We start from the raw sequence: 18348 nt of genomic DNA on the forward strand, positions 1-18348 counted from the left end.
CTTACTCCTACTTAGTCTTGTGGTTTACCCGAGGCGATACGCGAGATGATCAGCGCTACGAGGATAAATGTACCGGTGATCAGCTCAATCACTGTGCCGGGTACTTGCAGTGAACGCAGCAGCTGGTCAATAAACTTGAGCAGCAAGATACCGGTCAGTGCGCCGAAGATCGAGCCACGGCCACCGTTCAGTGATACCCCGCCAATAACACATGCAGCGAAGACGGTGAAGATATAGCCCGAACCTTGCGCCTGACCAACCGAAGCGTATTGCGTGGTGTAGAGAATACCGGCAATCGCCGCGAGTACACTGGCAAAGACCAGGACACCGGTCACCAGCAGATTAACGCGGATACCCGCTGCACGCGCCGCATCAGCATTGCCGCCAATCGCATACAGTGAGCGACCGGCACGCATATAGCGCATGAACAGAATCAAAATGATGCCGGTAAATACGAATACCCAGAAGCTCAGCGACATACCGAGGAAGCCGAAGCCTGCCAATGTCTGAAATTGCTCGGGCAATTGGTAGAGGCTCGAACCGCCGGTGATAAAGGTTTGCAGACCACGCAATGCGGTGAGCATACCGAGGGTGACGATAAAACCGTTCAAGCGGAATTTGACGATGAGCAGTGCATTGAGCAAGCCAACTGTCGCACCAACGAGAATACCCGCTGGTAATGCCAGTGCATCGGGCAAGAAGCCGCCAGTGGAAGTCATGGTTGCGCCGACTGTCATCCACACTGCTGCTGCCGGTGCGAGGCCAAATGTTGATTCAAGCGACAAATCCATGCGCCCGATAATCAGCACCATCGCTTCCGCTAGTACCAGAATACCAATTTGTGTCGATTGCTCGATTGGAATCTTGAGGATACCCCAAGTCATGAAATTGTCGGTTGTGAGGTAACCGATCAACATGATCAGCAAGATGGGGGGAATCAGGACGAAATCGCGCAGACTTGCCCAGTGAATTACCTGTTTTTGACTCATATTGATGCCTCCTGTTTAACCTGATATTGATAGCGATATCCGTCCCCTTCATACAGCCCTTCCATCGCTGCAATCAGGTCTTCGTCCTGCCATCCCAAGGGGAATTCATGGGTGATTGCACCGTGATACATGACCAGCACGCGGTCACAGCCGCGCAGGTCGTCAAGTTCATCGGATACAATCAGAACAGAGGTTTGCTCTGTTTCACTGGTTTGCTGCACGCAGTCGAGCAGCGTTTCTTTACTTTTGATGTCCACACCGGCGGTCGGCGAAATCATCACCAATAAATCGGGGTGATTTGCCATCGCACGCGCCTGCACCACTTTCTGCTGATTGCCGCCGGACAAGCCGATTACTGGTTGATCAGGGCCGTAAGTCTTGACGTCGAGCTTGGCAATCCAATCCTTGGCGAGGCCGCTGATCCGGCTGCGATTGAGCAAGCCGCCTTTGCCGAGCTTTGGCCACATCGCCATACTCGCGTTTTCGGCAATGCTCATATCCGGCACAAAGCCTTCGTGGTGACGGTCTTGCGGCACGAAGCCAATGCCGGCATCGAGTGCGGCACGGACGTTATGACCGGCATAAGTCTCACCATTGAGGCGAATTTCACCGCCCGTAGATGGCTGCAAACCAACAATCGTTTCTGCCAGCCCAACTTTACCGCACCCACCAGAGCCAGCCAGCCCGACCATTTCACCCTTGCGGATACGCAAGGAAATATCCTTGAAGCGGTACTGGTGCGAGAGGTTGCGGATGTCGAGTGTGGTTTCGTCAGAAAGCTGGCGCGTTTCGTATTGCTTGTCGACGTAGCGCTCGCCGGTCATCGCTTCAATCATCGCGCGCTGATCGAGTTCTTCGACCGGTGCGGTAAGGATGTGCTTGGCATCGCGGTACACGGTGACGTCCTGACACACGTCATAGACTTCCGAAAGGTGATGCGAGATGAACATAAATGTCACGCCCTGCTTTTGCAGCGCCTGCATGCGGTCAAACAGGCGCAGAATAGCTTTGCCATCGAGCATCGCAGTTGGCTCATCGAGAATGATGAAACGTGCGCCAAAGCTGAGCGAGCGCGCAATTTCAACCAGCTGGCGATTTTCCACGTCGAGCAATCCGGCTTCCATACGCACGTCTACCGGAATATTCCATTCGTCGAGAATATCTTGTGCTTTGCGGTGCAGTGCGCCCCAGTCGATGAATTTCTTACCGAGATCCTGACGGTTCATGAGCAGGTTTTCCGCCACACTCATATTGCGCATGATCGTCGAATACTGATACACGCAGGCGACGTGCTGTCGCCACGCGGCCAGATCGCCTGGTGCTGGCGCCGGTTGCCCGTTAAAGAATACTTCGCCACTGTCAGGCGGCTGCAAACCGGTCATGATCGATACCAGCGTCGATTTGCCGGCACCATTACGTCCGACCAGTGCATGGGTACGGCCTGCAGTGATTTTAATGCCCACATCATTGAGTGCCACGGTACGACCATAGCGCTTGGTCACGTTGCGCACTTCTACCAGTGGCGTTTCGGCTGTTTTGATTTCGTTCACTCGCCCTCCACGGTCTTGATTATCCTTGTTGATTCCGCGCAAAAAACACATTGATCAAGATGCTTTTTGCGCGAAACCCTCGGTTTAATTTAATCAAGGGGCAGCGAAACCGCCCCGATCAGAACAGTTAATCCGGTTGATGTGCAGGCAATGCCAGTCTGCACACCAAACAGGTTTAACTATCTTAGTTATTGCCCCACAGCGTATCGCTGTCAGCAGCAACGGTTTCCAACTCGCCGATTGTGGCGCCATCAGCGGTGACGACTGGTGCGAGAATTTGGTCTTCAAGCAAGCCTTCGCGTGGTGACACGATGGTTGAGCCGTGGTCAGTTTCGCCTTCAGCAAAAGTTTCACCATTTGCGGCGGCTTTCGCATAGTACAGCGCCCACTCTGCATAGCCATCAGCCGGCTGAGAGACAGTCGCGTCAATATCGCCGCGCTGGATCGCTTTCAGCTCACTGTTGATGCCGTCGTTAGACACGATCACGATGTGGCCTTCTTCACCGGCTGGCTTGAGCAGGTCTTTCTGGCGCAGGAATGCCAAAGTTGGCTCAAGGTAAACGCCACCGGCCTGCATATAAATACCGTTCACATCTCCACCAGCCAACGCTGTTTGCAGGCCAGCGATTGCAGGCTCAGCTTTCCAGTTGGTTGGGACTTCGATCACTTCGATGTCTGGATAATTTGAAGACATGCACTCGGCAAATGCTTCAGAGCGGTCACGACCGTTAATCGAGTTCAGTGCGCCCTGAAACTCAACCGCGCGACCTTTGCCGCCGAGCTTTTCACCAATCACGATGCAAGCGTTACGGCCGTAAGCCTTGTTGTCCGCACGGACGACCATATAGACGTTACCGGCATCAGGACGGGTATCAACCGCAACGACTGGTACGCCCGCTTTTTCAGCCTGATCGAGTGCGCTCTTTGCTGCTGCGGTATCTTGTGGTGCAAGCACGATCGCCTGTACGTTTGATTGCAGCATTTGCTGGGTGTTGGCGATCATTTTTTGTGCATCGTTATTTGATGACGTATTGAACAGCTTGACGCCAGCTGCTTCTGCTTTGCCCGGTGCGTACTGGCTGAATGCCGTCCAGAAGTCGCTGTCGTTGCGTGGCTGATCGAAGCCGACCGTGATCTCTTCTGCCACAGCAGAACCCATTGCGGCAAAGCCAACAGCCAGTGCGAGTAATTGCTTGGTGTGTTTCATGTGTCTCTCCTCGGTTGAAAAATCAAAAATCAGGTCAATGCACGGTCGAGATGGGTGTAACCACCATCGACAAACAAACATTGCCCCGTGGTATGCGCAGCGCGCGGTGAGAGCAAGAACACCACCGTCGCAGCGATTTCCTCGCTAGTGGTCATGCGGTGTCCGAGCGGAATTTTCTGGGTGATGGTTTTGAGCTTTGCTTCACTGTCGTCAAAGCTGGAAATCCATTTTTCGTAGAGCGGCGTCATGACTTCGGCGGGAATCACGGCATTGACGCGCACACCGCGATCGTGCAGCGCAGCCGCCCATTCACGGGTCAGCCCCATACGCCCGCCATTGGCTGCGGCGTAACCACTGGTTTCACCTTGCCCCGTCCACGCGGTTTTCGAGCCGATATTAACCACGCTACCGCCGTGCTGCTCAATCTCGGGCAAGCAGTAATGCATCATGGTGTAGTAATGCACGAGGTTCTTTTCCAGCGATGCGCGGAATGCGTCCACGCCCGCATCCAAGCCAACGTTGTCATTGACCCCGGCGTTATTAACCAACCCGTCAATGCGACCGTATTTGGCCTTGATCTCATCAATACTTTGTTTGCACGCCGCTTCGTCGGTCAGTTCGGTCGTGAATACCGCGTAATCACCTTTGCTATCGAACAACGCGCGGTTTTCATCGCTCAGCGGTGAACGTGCAGTAATCGCAACCTTTGCGCCCTCTTCGAGCAATAATGCGGTAATCGCTGCGCCAATGCCCGAGCCGCCGCCGGTGACAACAAATACCTTATCTTTCAAATCCAGATTCATACGTTTTCCTCCAAGCGATAAACGCGCCGCGCTGTGCCTTCTTCGGCATCCATGCGCTCTGCCGCACTCAACTGTGCCGCAAATTGCTGCCACACATCAAGCAGCTCGCTGTATTCATGGCCGAGCAAACTCACCGGCCAATCCGAACCCCACAGGCAACGCCCCGTGCCAAACCATTCCAGCGCATCCGACCAATACGGCGATACCTCGTCCAAACCGGCGCCTTTACCTGCTTCGAGTAAGATACCCGACAGCTTGACTGCGACGTGTTCCATCGCCGCCAGTTCCTTCATTGCCCGCTGCCAATGCTTGCGCTGCTCGCGATCACCGAAGACCGGCTTGGCGAGATGGTCAACCACCAACTGCGCCTTATCGTGCCTGGCACAAAATTGCAGCGCCGCATCGAGGTCTTTTTGCTGCACCAATACGTCGTATGTGATACCGCGCTGCTGCAAGCGCTTAATACCGCGATTGAAGTCCGGTCGTGCCAAAAACAGGCTCGGATCGGGTTCGTCCTGCACGATATGGCGATAGCCGCACAGTGCTTGCAAATGCGCGTGGCTTTCCAAACGGTCGTCAATATCTGCGGCACAGAAATCGAGCCAACCGACCACTGCCAACACCGCATCGTGCTGCGTTGCCAAATCAAGCAGAAAGGCATTTTCTGCTTCATCGCAACGTGCCTGCACCGCAATGCAGCCGCTGATACCGTGACGCTGCATGTCCATATCGGCAGGCAAACGGTCGCGGCGCAACGCATCCATTTCCGGCGCTATCCACGGATACGCCGATGCGTCGTAGTGCCAGAAATGAACGTGGCTATCAATCATTCAGCCCCCTGAAGCGGTACTGTTGCAATGACTCCGGCTTCATCTCGATTGAAAAACCGGCTGCCTTTGGCGGCATGTACGCGGCATTTTCAATCACGCACGGATCAAAGAAATGCTCGTGCAGGTGATCAACGTATTCGGTCACGCGCCCTTCCTTCTCGCCCGAGAAGCACAGGTAATCAATCATCGACAAATGCTGTACGTATTCGCACAAGCCCACGCCGCCCGCATGCGGGCATACTTTGAGGCCGTATTTCGCTGCCATCAGCAATACCGCCAGCACTTCATTCACGCCGCCGATACGGCAAGCGTCAATCTGCACCACATCAATCGCTTCGCGCATGATAAACTGCTTGAACATAATGCGGTTTTGGCACATTTCACCGGTTGCAACTTGCACCGGCGCAACTGCCTGACGAATAGCGCGGTGAGCTTCAACGTCATCAGGCGAGGTCGGTTCTTCGATAAACCACGGCTTGGCAAAGGCAAGCTGCTTGACCCATTCAATCGCCTGCTCGCGTTCCCAAATCTGGTTGGCATCGATCATCAACTGACGATCCGGGCCAATCACTTCACGCGCAATGCGCAGGCGGCGGATATCGTCTTCCAGATCGCGGCCAACTTTGAGCTTGATGTGCGAGAAACCGGCATCAACTGCTTCCTGACACAGGCGCGCCAGCTTTTCATCGCTGTAGCCGAGCCAGCCGGCCGAAGTCGTATAGCACGGGTAGCCTTCGGCAAGCAGGCGCTCGATACGCTCAGCCTTGCCCTCGCTCCACTTGTGCAATAACTCGTGTGCTTCTTCACGGGTCACGCAGTCGGTGAGGTAGCGGAAATCAATGCAATCGAGTAACTGATCCGGCGACATATCTGCGACCAGACGCCATACCGGCTTGCCCTCAACCTTCGCCCACAAATCCCATACCGCGTTGACCACGGCACCGGTTGCCAAGTGCATCGCACCTTTGTCCGGGCCAATCCAGCGCAGTTGGCTGTCATCGGTGAGCTTGCGCCAGAACAGCGCAGGATTGCTGCGCACTTCATCGAGATTCAGCCCGACGACCAAATGGCGCATCGCTTCAATCGCCACGCAGCAAATGTCGTTGCCGCGCCCGATGGTGAAGGTCAGGCCGTGGCCTTCGTGTTCACCATCGGTTTTCAGGATGACGTAAGCGGCGGAATAATCCGGATCGGGGTTCATCGCATCCGAACCGTCGAGGCTTTGCGAGGTCGGGAAGCGGACGTCCAAGACTTCCAAATCAGTAATCGTAATACTCATGTTATTTCGCCTCGGTGACGTTTTGCTGCTGCTCGCCCAAGCCTTCGATGCCAAGGCGGACGACCTGACCGGCACGCAGATAAACAGGCGGCTTTTGCCCTAAACCAACGCCTGGCGGTGTACCGGTAGAAATTACATCCCCGGGTTGCAAGCTCATGAAGCGGCTCAAGTAGCTAACAACATGCGCGACGCTGAAAATCATCGTTTCGGTGCTGCCGTCCTGATAGCGCTTGCCATCGACTTCCAGCCACATGCTCAATTTCTGTGGATCAGTAACTTCATCTTTGGTCACCAGCCACGGGCCAATCGGACCAAAGCTGTCGCAGCCCTTGCCTTTATCCCAAGTGCCGCCGCGCTCAATTTGGAATTCGCGTTCGGATACATCGTTAATCACGCAATAGCCTGCAACGTGATCAAGTGCATCAGCTTCGTCAATGTAGCTACCGCCTTTGCCGATCACCACGCCGAGCTCGACTTCCCAATCAGTCTTTTTTGAATCGCGCGGAATGATGATGTCGTCATTCGGGCCGCTGATTGCACTGGTCCACTTGTTAAAAATCACCGGTTCTTCAGGAATATCTGCGCCGGTTTCTGCGGCGTGGTCTGAATAGTTGAGGCCGATACAAATAAACTTGCCAACCTTACCAACGCACGCACCAAGGCGCGGCTCACCATCAACGACCGGCAATGAACTTACATCCAGCTTTTGTAACTCACCGAGTTTGTTCGCCAGCGTTGCGCCGTCAATATCTTCAACTACCGCTGATAAATCGCGAATTTTGCCGTCATCATCAAGTAAACCCGGCTTTTCCTGTCCTTTATTGCCATAACGCAGTAATTTCATTGCTTGTACTCCTTAATGATGTTGTATTTAGTTAGACCAGCCGCCATCAATCACCTGACAAGTACCGGTGGTAAAGCCGGAAGCGTCACTGGCAAGATAGGTTGCCAGTGCAGCAATTTCTTCAGCCTTACCAACGCGCCCCATTGGCTGGCGTGCGACAAAATCAGCGTACACATCTTCAACGCTACGGCCACTTTCGGCAGCCTGGGTCTCGATGCGCTGGCCAAGCGACGGGGTTTCAACCGTACCCGGGCAGATCGCATTGCAGCGGATGCCCTTGGTCACGTAATCAGCAGCTATAGATTTGGTCAGACCAATTACCGCTGCCTTGGTCACGCTATAAGCGAAGCGGTTCGGTACGCCCTTGATACTCGAAGCGGCTGAGGACATATTGATAATTGAGCCGCTACCGCGCGACAGCATTGACGGCAACACCGCCTGAATGGTTTCAAACATCGACGACACGTTAATCAGCCATGCCTTATCGAGGTCTTCACGGCTGCAATCTTCAATCGTACCGGCCGGAACCCAGCCTGCGCAGTTGAACAACACATCCACGCCATCGAGGCCGGCAAAGAAATCACGGATCGCAGCGCTGTCAGTAACGTCTAGCACCGCAGTGCGAATACGCTCGTGCTGCAATTCATTCAATGCCTGCTGGTTAATATCAGTCGCAATGACTTCCGCACCTGCTTCGGCAAACGCCAGTGCTGACGAACGTCCAATCCCCTGACCTGCTGCAGTCACCACACATATCTTTCCGTGCAAATCGATGTTCATAATAATTAACCTGTCTGTTTAATAACTATCCCATGGTTAAAATCATACCCAAAATAATTGGTCAGTACAATAGCTTTCATTCAAACCAATTCACATATCCACCATGCCCTTATTTCCGTTAAAATACCTGTAAACATTTCCTATAAATATAAATATGCAGCGCATCTATAAAACCATCGTTCACACCATTCAGCAGCGCATCAGGCAAGGTGACTACCCCATCGGCGCACCACTCCCCAGCGAGCGAGACCTCGCCAAGCAGCTTGGCGTCAGCAGAACATCTGTGCGTGAGGCAATCATTGCGCTTGAAGTGTCAGGCTGGGTGCAGGTCAAGCTTGGTAGCGGTGTCTACGTCATTGCCGACGACAGTAACGCATCGCTTAGCCTTGACTGGCCACTTGACCCCGAAATCAGCCCTTACCTCGACAATTCGCAAGAAGAAATTTCGCCTTTTTCGCTCTTGCAAGCACGGCTACTGATTGAGCCGGAATCAGCGGCACTCGCGGCCAAGTCGATGGATAAAGCCCAGCTACGCGCAATCAAAGAAGCCTATTTGATGAACGTGCAGGACAACCTCCAAGGCTCAACCACTCATATCGGCGACCGCCTGTTTCACATCCGCATCGCCGAAGCCAGCGGCAACGATGCCTACGCCTATTTCATGCGTGAATTGCTTGGGCACAAATATGGCAAACTGTTTACCACCCTACAGCGGCTCTACACGCCTGAAGACATGCCGATGCGCTCACAGCAAGAGCATCTTGCCGTTCTCATTGCCCTCGAAGCACGCGACAGCGACGCCGCACGCCACGCCATGCACGAACACCTGCACAACGTCATGACCATGTTCATGAATGCGCAGAACAAAAATACAGATAAAGCCCCGAATAAGGCTCAAGATAAAGCGATACAAGGAACCTAAATAATGAAACTTGATTTCCAGCCAGACGGCGTCCTTTTTGACTGCGACTCAACCCTCTCGACCATTGAAGGAATCGACGAGCTTGCCGCTCACGCCAATTGCCGCGCTGAAATTGCCGCCTTCACTGATCGCGCCATGAATGGCGAAGTGCCACTTGAAGCCGTGTATAGCAAACGCCTCGACATCATCCACCCGCACCGCGACGACATCACCGCCATCGCGCAGCAATACCTCGACACCATCACCACAGGTGCCGCGGAAACCATCGCCGCACTGCAATCGCGTGGTATTAAAGCTGGGATCATCAGCGGTGGACTGCGCGATGCCATCCTGCCACTCGCTTCACGGCTCGGCATTGCCGCAGACGACGTCCACGCCGTCGAACTCGACTTTGACGACGACGGCAACTACCGCGCCGTCAAGCCATCACCTTTGACCACTGCTGACGGCAAACATGAGATTGCCGCTGCATGGAAAGCACGCCACAATCTAAGCCACACAGTACTGATTGGCGACGGCGCCAGTGACGTCGCAGCACTCGGTGGCGTCGATGCCGTGATTGGCTACGGCGGCGTCATCAGCCGCGCCAACGTCGAACAAACCGCCACCCTCTTTTATCGTGAACAAGACTTACGCGGCCTCCTGCCCATCCTCGGAGTAGCATCATGAACATACAGGAAAAAATCGGCCAATTTTACCTCGGCAGCGACATCGACCTACCCGAACTCGCCATCAACTACGACGCCAAAGACCTCACCACCCACGCCGTAATCGTCGGGATGACCGGCTCGGGCAAAACCGGCCTTGGCATCTGTCTGCTCGAAGAAGCTGCGCTCGATGGCATTCCGGTGATTGCCATCGACCCCAAAGGTGATATGGGCAACCTCGCGCTCAACTTCCCCGAATTACGCCCCGAAGACTTCAAACCGTGGGCTGACCCCGCAACCCTCGCTCAACAAGGACTAAGCACCGATGAATGGGCTACACAAATTGCACAAACATGGCGTAAAGGCATCACCGAAAGCGGACAAAGCCCCGCACGCATGCAAGCGCTCAAAGACGCCAGCCCCGTCACCATCTATACCCCCGGCAGCAACAACGGTGTGCCGCTCTCATTACTCGCTGACCTCGCGCCGCCCGATGCCACACTGCGCGGCGACAGCGAAGCCTACGGAGAAACCCTTGATGCTTGTGCTTCGGCACTACTCGCACTCACCGGAGATAAAAGCGATTCGCTCGACCCCATCCACATTTTCCTCACCCAAATCCTGCGTCACCACTGGGACAAAGGGCAAACCCTAAGCCTCGCTGACCTGATTAAAGCCATCCTGCGCCCGCCGTTCAAAGAGCTTGGCGTTATGCCACTCGACGACGTGATCAGCGACAAAACCCGCAAAAGCCTCGCAACCAGCTTCAACAGCCTGCTCGCTTCGCCCTCATTCAGCGCTTGGACGCAAGGCGCACCGCTAGACAGCCAAAACCTGCTCTTCGACGCACAGCAGCGCCCGCAAACCGCGGTACTTAACATCGCACACCTTAGCGAAGACGAACGCATGTTTTTCGTCACCCTGCTGCTATCCAACCTCATCTCGTGGATGCGCCAGCAAAGCGGCACCGGCACCCTGCGTGCCATTCTCTATATGGATGAAATCTTTGGCTACCTGCCGCCAACTGCCAACCCACCGAGTAAGCAACTCTTGCTCACCCTGCTTAAGCAGGCCCGTGCGTACGGCTTAGGTCTCGTCTTATCGACGCAAAACCCCATCGACCTTGACTACAAAGCGCTATCCAACGCCGGAACATGGTTCGTCGGCCGCCTGCAAACCGCGCAAGACCGCGCCCGCCTGCGTGACGGCCTGCTCGCCGCCAGCCCCGGGGCATTTAGCAGTGAAGACCTCGACGCCGCACTCAACCAACTCGGCAAGCGCACCTTCCTGCTGCACAACGTACACGAAAACGTCCCCTGCCTGTTCCATACCCGCTGGGCAATGAGCTACCTCGCTGGCCCGCTCGACAAAGCCCGCCTCGCACTGCTCAAACCTGAAGACAGCGAAAACAACCCGGCTGCTAGCACTGCCGAAACACCAAACAGCAACGACAGCCTTCCCATCCTGCCCGATGGTATCGGCCACTACTATGCACCGCTAACCAGCATGCCACTTGCAGCCGTCCACTACCGCCCGTGGCTTTTGGCTCGCGCTACCCTGTATTTCAAGGATCGCACCAGCAATACACAGCACGAACAAAGCTTGCTGCTCGCCACCGACGCACACAGCCACGAACCCGACTGGAGCCAATCACTACCACTCAACCTTAATCTTGGCCAACTCAACCAAGCGCCTAATCGCCCAGCCATACATGACCCTGCAGCCGTCCAGCTAAGCTATAAAAAAACCTGGCAAGAGACAGAAAAAGCCCTTAAAACCTATCTGCGCCAGCAACACACCCTCGAACTCTACTACGCTGCAGACCTCAAAACCTACAGCGAACCCGGCGAAGACGAAGCCAGCTTCCGCAATCGCCTCATGCCCATCGCCCGTGAAGCACGCGATGCGGACATGGACGCCATCCGCGAGCGCTACGCACGCAAGCAAGCCACGCTTGAAAAGCAATTACTCACCGCCGAAAATCAGCTCGCCACGCAAAAAAGCCAAAGCACACAAAGCTGGATAGACGCAGGCATCAGCATTGGCGGTGCACTGCTCGGTGCATTCACTGGTCGCAGTAACCGCCGTAACACCAGTACTGCTCTACGCCGTGCATCACGTATCGGTAAAGAGCGTCAGGACGTCGCCGCCGCTGAAGCCAAGCTCGCACTCATCGAGCAACAAGTCGCCGACCTCGAAGCCGCATTGGAAAAAGAACTCGACGACCTGCGCACCACTTACGACACGCAGAGCATCGCGCTCACCACACGCAGCATCAGCGCCACCAGCCGCGACATCCAGATTGATGAACTCGCCGTACTGTATCGACCGGAGTAAAGATGACGATAACCATCCGCGAATGCCGCCCCAATGACATCCCTGCCGCACTTGAGCTATGGGCAAGCACGCCCAATATGGGTATGCACCCCGTTGACGATACACCCGAAGCACTGACCAACTTTCTCGCCTTCAATCCCGGCATCAACTTTGTTGCTATGGATGGCGATGAGTTGGTTGGTATCGTGCTGTGCGGTTGCGACGGCCGCCGCGGCACCATTTACCACGCAGCGATTGCCGCCAGTCATCAACGCCGTGGCATCGCCACCCGCATGCTCAATGCCTGTGAAAATGCCTTGAAAGAGCGTGGTATAACAAGAATGCGCCTGATGATTTTCAATGATAACCATAGCGGCAAAGCGTTTTGGGCAGCGCATGGCTGGCAACAGCATGACTATATCGACTACTACGGTAAAGATCTCATCGAATAACAGCGCTGAAAAACAACCTCGCTTGCGGTAAAATACCCCTCAATTTTTACAAAACCAAACGGGCAGGCAGTCCAGAGGCAGGGCGCACTGCCCGAAAAGCACCATGCAACACTATTTCACCATCATTTTCGCGACCGTATTGGTCAATAATTTCGTGCTCAGCCAGTTTCTCGGGCTGTGCCCGTTTATGGGCGTGTCGCGCAAAATGGATACCGCGCTTGGCATGGGCTTTGCCACTGCCTTTGTGCTGACGCTCGCCTCGGTCAGCGCCTATTTAATTGATACCTACCTGCTCATCCCTTACGGCATCGAATACCTGCGCACAATCAGCTTTATCGTTGCGATTGCCGTACTGGTCGGGCTGACCGAATTATTCATTGCCAAAACCAGCCCGCTTTTGCACCGGGTGCTCGGCGTCTATCTGCCGCTGATTACCACCAACTGCGCCGTACTCGGCGTTGCCTTGCTCAACAGCAGCACCCGCCACAACCTGCTTGAATCAGCCGTTTACGGCCTCGGCGCCGCACTTGGTTTTACACTCGTTCTAGTGCTTTTTGCCGCAATGCGCGAGCGCCTCGAAGCCGCCGACATTCCACGCCCGTTTAAAGGCAGCCCGATCGCACTGATTACCGCCGGCATCATGGCGATCGCGTTTATGGGCTTTGGCGGTTGGGTATGACCGCAATGTGGGTCATCGCAGGGCTCATTGCCCTGATTGTGCTCATGGTGCTGTGCGGTGCGCTACTTGGCTATTTCGCCAAAAAATTCAAAACCGATGAAGATCCGCTGGTCGAGAAAATCGACGCAGTACTACCGCAAACCCAGTGCGGCCAATGCGGCTTTCCCGGTTGCAAACCCTACGCCAAAGCAATCGCCGACGGTGAAGCCGACATCAACCAATGCCCGCCCGGCGGACAGGAAGGTGTGGAAAAGCTCGCCGATCTGCTTGGTGTCGAACCCAAGCCACTCGACGCCGAACACGGCGAGGAAAAGCCGCCGCAAGTTGCCTACATCGTCGAGGACTGGTGCATCGGCTGCACCAAGTGCATCAAAGCCTGCCCGGTCGACGCCATTCTCGGTACCAATCAGAAAATGCACACCGTCATCAGCGACGAATGCACCGGCTGCGAATTATGCGTCGAGCCGTGCCCGGTTGACTGCATCATCATGCAGCCACGCCCGCTGATCAGTCGCGACTGGATACCGCCCAAACCCGAACCGGACAGTGCGCCATGAAGCTGCTCGACTGGATCAAAAATCTTGGCACTGCCAACCCGATCGGCCAACGTGGTTTCCACGGCGGGCTGCACGTTCCGGCGCACAAAAGCCAATCCACGCAGCAGCCCAGCAGCGCCATGCCGATTCCGGCGCAGCTTTATGTCTCGCTGCGTCAGCGCGATGGTGAAATGCAGATTCCGCAAGTAAAAGTCGGTGATAAAGTGCAGCGCGGACAAATCATCAGTATCCCGAGTAGCCACGCATCCGTCCCGCGACATGCGCCGACTTCTGGCACGGTCAGCGCGATTATGGAACACGCCGACGTGCATCCATCCAACCTGCCCGCACAATGTATCGTTATTGACTGCGACGGTCATGACGCGCCCGCCCCTGAGCTGCCCGACCTGAGCAACTGGCAAGACGAACAGCGCGATGTATTGCTCGAACGCATCTATCAATGCGGCATCGCCGGTATGGGCGGCGCGGGCTTTCCCACCGCACGCAAGCTTGGCCACGCCACCAATACGCTTGTGGTCAACGCCGCCGAATGCGAGCCGTATATCACCTGCGACGACCTACAAATCCGCGAATGCGCCGCCGAGGTCATCAAAGGCGCACAAATCAGCGCCCACATACTTGAAGCCGAGCACATCCTGTTCGGCATCGAAGACGACAAACCCGAAGCCATCGCCGCACTCAAAGCCGCCGCTGAAGCCAGTGGTGACGAGCGCATTCGCGTCGAAGTCGTGCCGGTGCGCTACCCTTCCGGCAACTCGCGGCAACTGTTTGAACTGCTACTCGGTATCCGCGTTCCGCCCGACCAGCATGCCGCCGATTACGGCCTCATCTGCCACAACAGCGCAACCATGAAAGCTATCCACGATGCGGTTGTGCTCGGTCAGCCATTGATCGAGCGCTACGTCAGCGTTACCGGCGAAGCGGTTGCCAAGCCGCAAGTGCTGCGTGTGCGCATCGGCACACCAATTAGCGAACTCATCACCCACGCCGGCGGTGCACAAGATGACGCACGCCTGATTATTGGCGGGCCAATGATGGGGCACGAACTCAGCGAGCGCAGCGCGGGGCTGAAAAAAACCACCAACTGCGTCCTGCTTTTACCCGCCACACCACGGGAAGTCGAGCAAAACTGCATTCGCTGCGCACGCTGCTCGGATGCCTGCCCAATGGAGCTCTTGCCACAGCAACTCTACTGGTATAGCCGCAACAGCGAACACAAGCGCCTCGAGCAATACCGCTTGTTTGACTGCATCGAATGTGGCATCTGCGCCAGCGTTTGCCCGTCCAACATTCCATTGGTGCAATACTACCGCCACAGCAAAGCCGACATCCGCCATACCCGCCAGCAACAAGCGCTTGCCGAACGAGCCCGCGAGCGCCATGAAGCGCGTCAAGCCCGCCTTGAGCGCGAAAAAGCGGAACGCGAAGCACGTATGGCGGCAAAGCGCGCCCGCCTGCAAGCAGCACAAGCCGCCAAACCTGCACCAGCTGACAGCAAAGATGACAAGCAAAGTGCTATCGAAGCAGCAAAAGCCCGCGCCGCCGAACGCCGCGCTGCGCGTGCACAGGAAGCGAATACCAGCCCGGCGGCACAAACCGGACAACCAAGCAGCTTTAATCCCACTGCACACGACAACAGTGCTAGCGACCCACGCAAACAAGCGATAGAAGCCGCCAAAGCACGTGCGGCTGTACGTAAAGCAGGCAAAGCCCAAAATAATGAGCAAGACAGCGCTACACCAAGCGAACAAAGCCGCGAGGACAAACTTGCTGCCGCAAAAGCCAAAGCCGCTGAGCGCCGCGCTGCACACAGTAATGGAAAAGAAAACAGCACACCAGCGGCACAAATTGGCAAGCCAAGTGGATTTAACCCCACCGCGCACGCCAATCCTGATAGCGACCCACGCAAACAAGCGATTGAAGCTGCCAAAGCACGTGCAGCAGCACGCCGTGCCGCCCACAAACAACAAAAACAGGATGAACCTGATTCTTCCCAAGATGTTATTCAGGAGCAGCCCACAACAGACGACAATAGCGAACGCGAGCAAAAACTCGCCGCCGCTAAAGCCAGAGCGGCCGAACGCCGTGCCGCTCGTCAACAGAAAGCCGAGCCTGAGCAAGCCCAAGACTCAGCTCAAAAGCCAATTGCAGAACAGCCTACAACTGACGACAATAGCGAGCGTGAGCAGAAACTCGCCGCTGCTAAAGCCAAAGCGGCTGAGCGCCGTGCCGCTCGCCAACAACGGAAAAATGATTCATGAACAGTGCCCCGTACATCCACGTTGCCCCGTCCACCCAGCGCATCATGTGGCAAGTTATTCTCGCCTTATTGCCTGGGGTGATTTTATTGTGTTTGTTTGACGGTACGCGCTGGATCGGGCAACTCTCTATTGCGGCACTGACTGCAGTGATCAGTGAGGCAGCCATTTTGCTGTTGCGCCGTCGCCGTGATTGGCTAACCCGAATCAGCGATGGCAGCGCGATCCTGACCGGCTTGTTGCTGGCAATCAGCATGCCAGTCAATGCGCCGCTGTGGCTGGTCGCAGCCGGTGTCTTTTTTGCGATTGTATTTGCCAAGCAGCTTTACGGCGGGCTTGGCATGAATATCTTTAATCCGGCGATGGTCGGCTATGCTTTTCTGCTGATCAGTTTTCCCGCTCTGATGAGCCAGCAAAGCAGCGAGTGGCTAGGGCTGCAAACCCTGTGGCAAGAATATGACGCCACAACCGGAGCAACCATTCTCGATGCCGCGCGCATGCAGCGTATCGATAGCGGCGACGTCGGCTCACTCGCAGCGTGGCATACGCCAACGATGCTCGTTAATGCGGCATGGCTGATTGGCGCAGCGTGGCTGGCGCTTAACCGCTATCTCGACTGGCGGCTAACCATTTCTGTCATCATTGCAGCCGCCATCACATCGACCATCTTTTGGCTCAACGACAGCAGCGCCTATCTCGCGCCACAAGCGTATCTATTCAACAGCGCCGTAATTTTTGGCGCGTGCTTTATCGCCACTGATCCGGTAACTGCCGCGACGACAAACCGTGGCCGCTGGATGTATGGTGCATTGATTGGCGCATTAAGCGTGTGTATTGCCAGCCTCGGCAACTTCCCGGACGGCTTTGCCTTTGCTACCCTACTCGCCAACGCCTGCGTCCCGCTCATCGACCCGCTCACCCAACCGCGTTATAAATGAAATTGTTCATACCTTCCAACATTCGTAAACCTGCGCTGATTCTCGGTGCATTTGCCTGCGCCTGTTTGATCAGCGTCAGTGCCGTGTACTGGCTGGTGCGCCCGAACATCCTCGCCCAGCAGCACGCAGCGCTGCTCGCCAACTTCCGCGCCATTACCCCGGCTGACATCACAACTGCTTTGCTTGACACCGCCACGCCGATTACGCTCGATGGGCAAGCGATGACTTACTACCAAGGGCAAAATGGCGAGCACTTTATCGAAGCGACCACCGGCAAAGGCTACAGTGGCGACATCATAGCACTGATCGGTATTGCGCCTGACAACCACACGCTACTCGGCGTGCGCATATTGAGCCACAAGGAAACCCCCGGCCTTGGTGATAAAATCGAAGCACGCATTTCACCGTGGATACTCGGCTTTGCCGGCAAAAAACTCGGAGATACGCGCTTTGCAGTCAAAAAAGACGGCGGCGATTTTGACGCATTTACCGGCGCCACCATCACCCCGCGCGCAGTGACCGAGCTGGTTGGCGCAGTATTACAGGCATGGGCCAAGCACGCAGATGAGGCAACGCAACATGAGTAGTGAAACACGCAAGCTCATTAATAATGGCTTATGGACCAACAACCCTGCTTTGGTGCAGATTCTCGGCTTGTGTCCGCTGCTCGCAGTGTCGAATAATGCCATTAATGCCCTCGGGCTGGGCGTGGCAACGCTATTCGTCTTGCTGCTGTCCAACGTATTGGTTGCCGCAACGCGGCAATGGGTGCGCCCTGAAATCCGTATTCCCGTCTTTGTTCTGCTGATTGCCTCAGCGGTAACCGTCGCTGAAACCGTCATTCAGGCTTTTGCCTACCCGCTTTACCAATCACTTGGTATTTACCTCGCTCTGATTGTCACCAACTGCGCCATCATCGCCCGCGCCGAAGCCTACGCGGTGAAAAATCCCGTACCACTCGCGGCAATTGATGGATTATTTATGGGGTTTGGCTTTTTGTGGGTATTGCTACTGCTCGGCATGATGCGTGAAGTACTGGCGCAAGGTACGTTATTTGCCGGTGCCGACCGTTTATTTGGTGAGGGCATTGATCTGACTATCACCGTCCTGCATACCCAAAACGGCATTATCCTCACCGCATTGCCCGCCGGTGCTTTTATCGGCTATGGCCTGCTGATTGCGGCAAAGAACGCCATCGATCACCACCTTGGGCAACGCAAACTTCGCCACGCTAATCCCTATACCAAAACCCCTGCTGCCATTGAGCAAGAACAAGTCACATCGCTGTAGTACACTG

The 18348-nt window shown here is 55.5% G+C and carries 18 protein-coding genes; 10 read left to right on the plus strand and 8 right to left on the minus strand.

The window, feature by feature from the left end:
* Window positions 1-11: 11 nt before the first annotated feature.
* From KRX19_05915 to KRX19_05950, 8 genes are all read right to left on the minus strand, one after another.
* Complete coding sequence (locus tag KRX19_05915; GenBank protein MBV7434561.1) at window positions 12-989, minus strand: ABC transporter permease; 978 nt, start codon at window positions 987-989, stop codon at window positions 12-14.
* Entirely contained in the window at window positions 986-2539 is a 1554-nt protein-coding gene (locus KRX19_05920; GenBank protein MBV7434562.1) for a sugar ABC transporter ATP-binding protein, read from the minus strand. The genes KRX19_05915 and KRX19_05920 overlap by 4 nt, the downstream gene beginning before the upstream one ends.
* A 184-nt stretch (window positions 2540-2723) precedes the next feature.
* Window positions 2724-3746: a sugar ABC transporter substrate-binding protein gene (locus KRX19_05925; protein ID MBV7434563.1), complete on the minus strand. Its 1023-nt coding sequence runs from the start codon at window positions 3744-3746 to the stop codon at window positions 2724-2726.
* A 29-nt stretch (window positions 3747-3775) separates the two neighbouring features.
* Window positions 3776-4549: an SDR family oxidoreductase gene (locus KRX19_05930; protein ID MBV7434564.1), complete on the minus strand. Its 774-nt coding sequence runs from the start codon at window positions 4547-4549 to the stop codon at window positions 3776-3778.
* On the minus strand, window positions 4546-5379 hold the full coding sequence (locus tag KRX19_05935; GenBank protein MBV7434565.1) for an amidohydrolase family protein: 834 nt from the start codon (window positions 5377-5379) through the stop codon (window positions 4546-4548). The genes KRX19_05930 and KRX19_05935 overlap by 4 nt, the downstream gene beginning before the upstream one ends.
* Window positions 5372-6658 (minus strand): L-fuconate dehydratase, encoded by a 1287-nt coding sequence (locus KRX19_05940; protein ID MBV7434566.1) that lies wholly within the window; start codon window positions 6656-6658, stop codon window positions 5372-5374. The genes KRX19_05935 and KRX19_05940 overlap by 8 nt, the downstream gene beginning before the upstream one ends.
* Window position 6659: 1 nt before the next feature.
* Complete coding sequence (locus KRX19_05945; protein MBV7434567.1) at window positions 6660-7502, minus strand: fumarylacetoacetate hydrolase family protein; 843 nt, start codon at window positions 7500-7502, stop codon at window positions 6660-6662.
* 27 nt (window positions 7503-7529) lie between these two features.
* Complete coding sequence (locus KRX19_05950; GenBank protein MBV7434568.1) at window positions 7530-8282, minus strand: SDR family oxidoreductase; 753 nt, start codon at window positions 8280-8282, stop codon at window positions 7530-7532.
* Between the two features lie 154 nt (window positions 8283-8436).
* On the opposite strand from KRX19_05950, the gene KRX19_05955 reads away from it, so the two are divergent.
* The 10 genes from KRX19_05955 to KRX19_06000 all read left to right on the plus strand — a co-directional run bounded on the left by KRX19_05955 (window position 8437) and on the right by KRX19_06000 (window position 18341).
* Window positions 8437-9204 (plus strand): FadR family transcriptional regulator, encoded by a 768-nt coding sequence (locus KRX19_05955; GenBank protein ID MBV7434569.1) that lies wholly within the window; start codon window positions 8437-8439, stop codon window positions 9202-9204.
* Between the two features lie 3 nt (window positions 9205-9207).
* Window positions 9208-9873 (plus strand): HAD-IB family phosphatase, encoded by a 666-nt coding sequence (locus KRX19_05960; GenBank protein MBV7434570.1) that lies wholly within the window; start codon window positions 9208-9210, stop codon window positions 9871-9873.
* Window positions 9870-12188 (plus strand): DUF87 domain-containing protein, encoded by a 2319-nt coding sequence (locus KRX19_05965; protein ID MBV7434571.1) that lies wholly within the window; start codon window positions 9870-9872, stop codon window positions 12186-12188. The genes KRX19_05960 and KRX19_05965 overlap by 4 nt, the downstream gene beginning before the upstream one ends.
* 2 nt (window positions 12189-12190) lie before the next feature.
* The gene (locus tag KRX19_05970) at window positions 12191-12619 is read left to right on the plus strand and encodes a GNAT family N-acetyltransferase (protein MBV7434572.1); all 429 of its coding nucleotides are present in this window, start codon (window positions 12191-12193) and stop codon (window positions 12617-12619) included.
* A gap of 103 nt (window positions 12620-12722) precedes the next feature.
* Window positions 12723-13298 (plus strand): electron transport complex subunit RsxA, encoded by a 576-nt coding sequence (gene rsxA, locus KRX19_05975; protein MBV7434573.1) that lies wholly within the window; start codon window positions 12723-12725, stop codon window positions 13296-13298.
* 5 nt (window positions 13299-13303) lie between these two features.
* Window positions 13304-13855: an electron transport complex subunit RsxB gene (rsxB, locus tag KRX19_05980; protein MBV7434574.1), complete on the plus strand. Its 552-nt coding sequence runs from the start codon at window positions 13304-13306 to the stop codon at window positions 13853-13855.
* Window positions 13852-16116 carry an electron transport complex subunit RsxC gene (rsxC, locus tag KRX19_05985; protein ID MBV7434575.1) on the plus strand — a complete coding sequence of 755 codons (2265 nt, stop codon included), beginning with the start codon at window positions 13852-13854 and terminating at the stop codon, window positions 16114-16116. Before rsxB ends, rsxC begins: the two co-directional genes overlap by 4 nt.
* Window positions 16113-17051: an RnfABCDGE type electron transport complex subunit D gene (locus tag KRX19_05990; protein ID MBV7434576.1), complete on the plus strand. Its 939-nt coding sequence runs from the start codon at window positions 16113-16115 to the stop codon at window positions 17049-17051. Before rsxC ends, KRX19_05990 begins: the two co-directional genes overlap by 4 nt.
* Window positions 17048-17638: an RnfABCDGE type electron transport complex subunit G gene (locus KRX19_05995; GenBank protein ID MBV7434577.1), complete on the plus strand. Its 591-nt coding sequence runs from the start codon at window positions 17048-17050 to the stop codon at window positions 17636-17638. The genes KRX19_05990 and KRX19_05995 overlap by 4 nt, the downstream gene beginning before the upstream one ends.
* Window positions 17631-18341, plus strand: a complete 711-nt coding sequence (locus KRX19_06000; protein ID MBV7434578.1) for an electron transport complex subunit E — start codon at window positions 17631-17633, stop codon at window positions 18339-18341. The genes KRX19_05995 and KRX19_06000 overlap by 8 nt, the downstream gene beginning before the upstream one ends.
* The last annotated feature ends 7 nt before the right edge of the window (window positions 18342-18348 follow it).

This window comes from Cardiobacteriaceae bacterium TAE3-ERU3 (assembly GCA_019218315.1).
Lineage (GTDB): Bacteria > Pseudomonadota > Gammaproteobacteria > Cardiobacteriales > Cardiobacteriaceae > JAHUUI01.

Bases quoted from the DNA above. Each gene is read 5' to 3' on its own strand.
- KRX19_05915 (MBV7434561.1), bottom strand. From the start codon at position 989: ATGAGTCAAAAACAGGTAATTCACTGGGCAAGTCTGCGCGATTTCGTC.
- KRX19_05925 (MBV7434563.1), bottom strand. From the start codon at position 3,746: ATGAAACACACCAAGCAATTACTCGCACTGGCTGTTGGCTTTGCCGCA.
- KRX19_05930 (MBV7434564.1), bottom strand. From the start codon at position 4,549: ATGAATCTGGATTTGAAAGATAAGGTATTTGTTGTCACCGGCGGCGGC.
- KRX19_05935 (MBV7434565.1), bottom strand. From the start codon at position 5,379: ATGATTGATAGCCACGTTCATTTCTGGCACTACGACGCATCGGCGTAT.
- KRX19_05940 (MBV7434566.1), bottom strand. From the start codon at position 6,658: ATGAGTATTACGATTACTGATTTGGAAGTCTTGGACGTCCGCTTCCCG.
- KRX19_05945 (MBV7434567.1), bottom strand. From the start codon at position 7,502: ATGAAATTACTGCGTTATGGCAATAAAGGACAGGAAAAGCCGGGTTTA.
- KRX19_05950 (MBV7434568.1), bottom strand. From the start codon at position 8,282: ATGAACATCGATTTGCACGGAAAGATATGTGTGGTGACTGCAGCAGGT.
- KRX19_05955 (MBV7434569.1), top strand. From the start codon at position 8,437: ATGCAGCGCATCTATAAAACCATCGTTCACACCATTCAGCAGCGCATC.
- KRX19_05960 (MBV7434570.1), top strand. From the start codon at position 9,208: ATGAAACTTGATTTCCAGCCAGACGGCGTCCTTTTTGACTGCGACTCA.
- KRX19_05965 (MBV7434571.1), top strand. From the start codon at position 9,870: ATGAACATACAGGAAAAAATCGGCCAATTTTACCTCGGCAGCGACATC.
- KRX19_05970 (MBV7434572.1), top strand. From the start codon at position 12,191: ATGACGATAACCATCCGCGAATGCCGCCCCAATGACATCCCTGCCGCA.
- rsxA (MBV7434573.1), top strand. From the start codon at position 12,723: ATGCAACACTATTTCACCATCATTTTCGCGACCGTATTGGTCAATAAT.
- rsxB (MBV7434574.1), top strand. From the start codon at position 13,304: ATGTGGGTCATCGCAGGGCTCATTGCCCTGATTGTGCTCATGGTGCTG.
- rsxC (MBV7434575.1), top strand. From the start codon at position 13,852: ATGAAGCTGCTCGACTGGATCAAAAATCTTGGCACTGCCAACCCGATC.
- KRX19_05990 (MBV7434576.1), top strand. From the start codon at position 16,113: ATGAACAGTGCCCCGTACATCCACGTTGCCCCGTCCACCCAGCGCATC.
- KRX19_05995 (MBV7434577.1), top strand. From the start codon at position 17,048: ATGAAATTGTTCATACCTTCCAACATTCGTAAACCTGCGCTGATTCTC.
- KRX19_06000 (MBV7434578.1), top strand. From the start codon at position 17,631: ATGAGTAGTGAAACACGCAAGCTCATTAATAATGGCTTATGGACCAAC.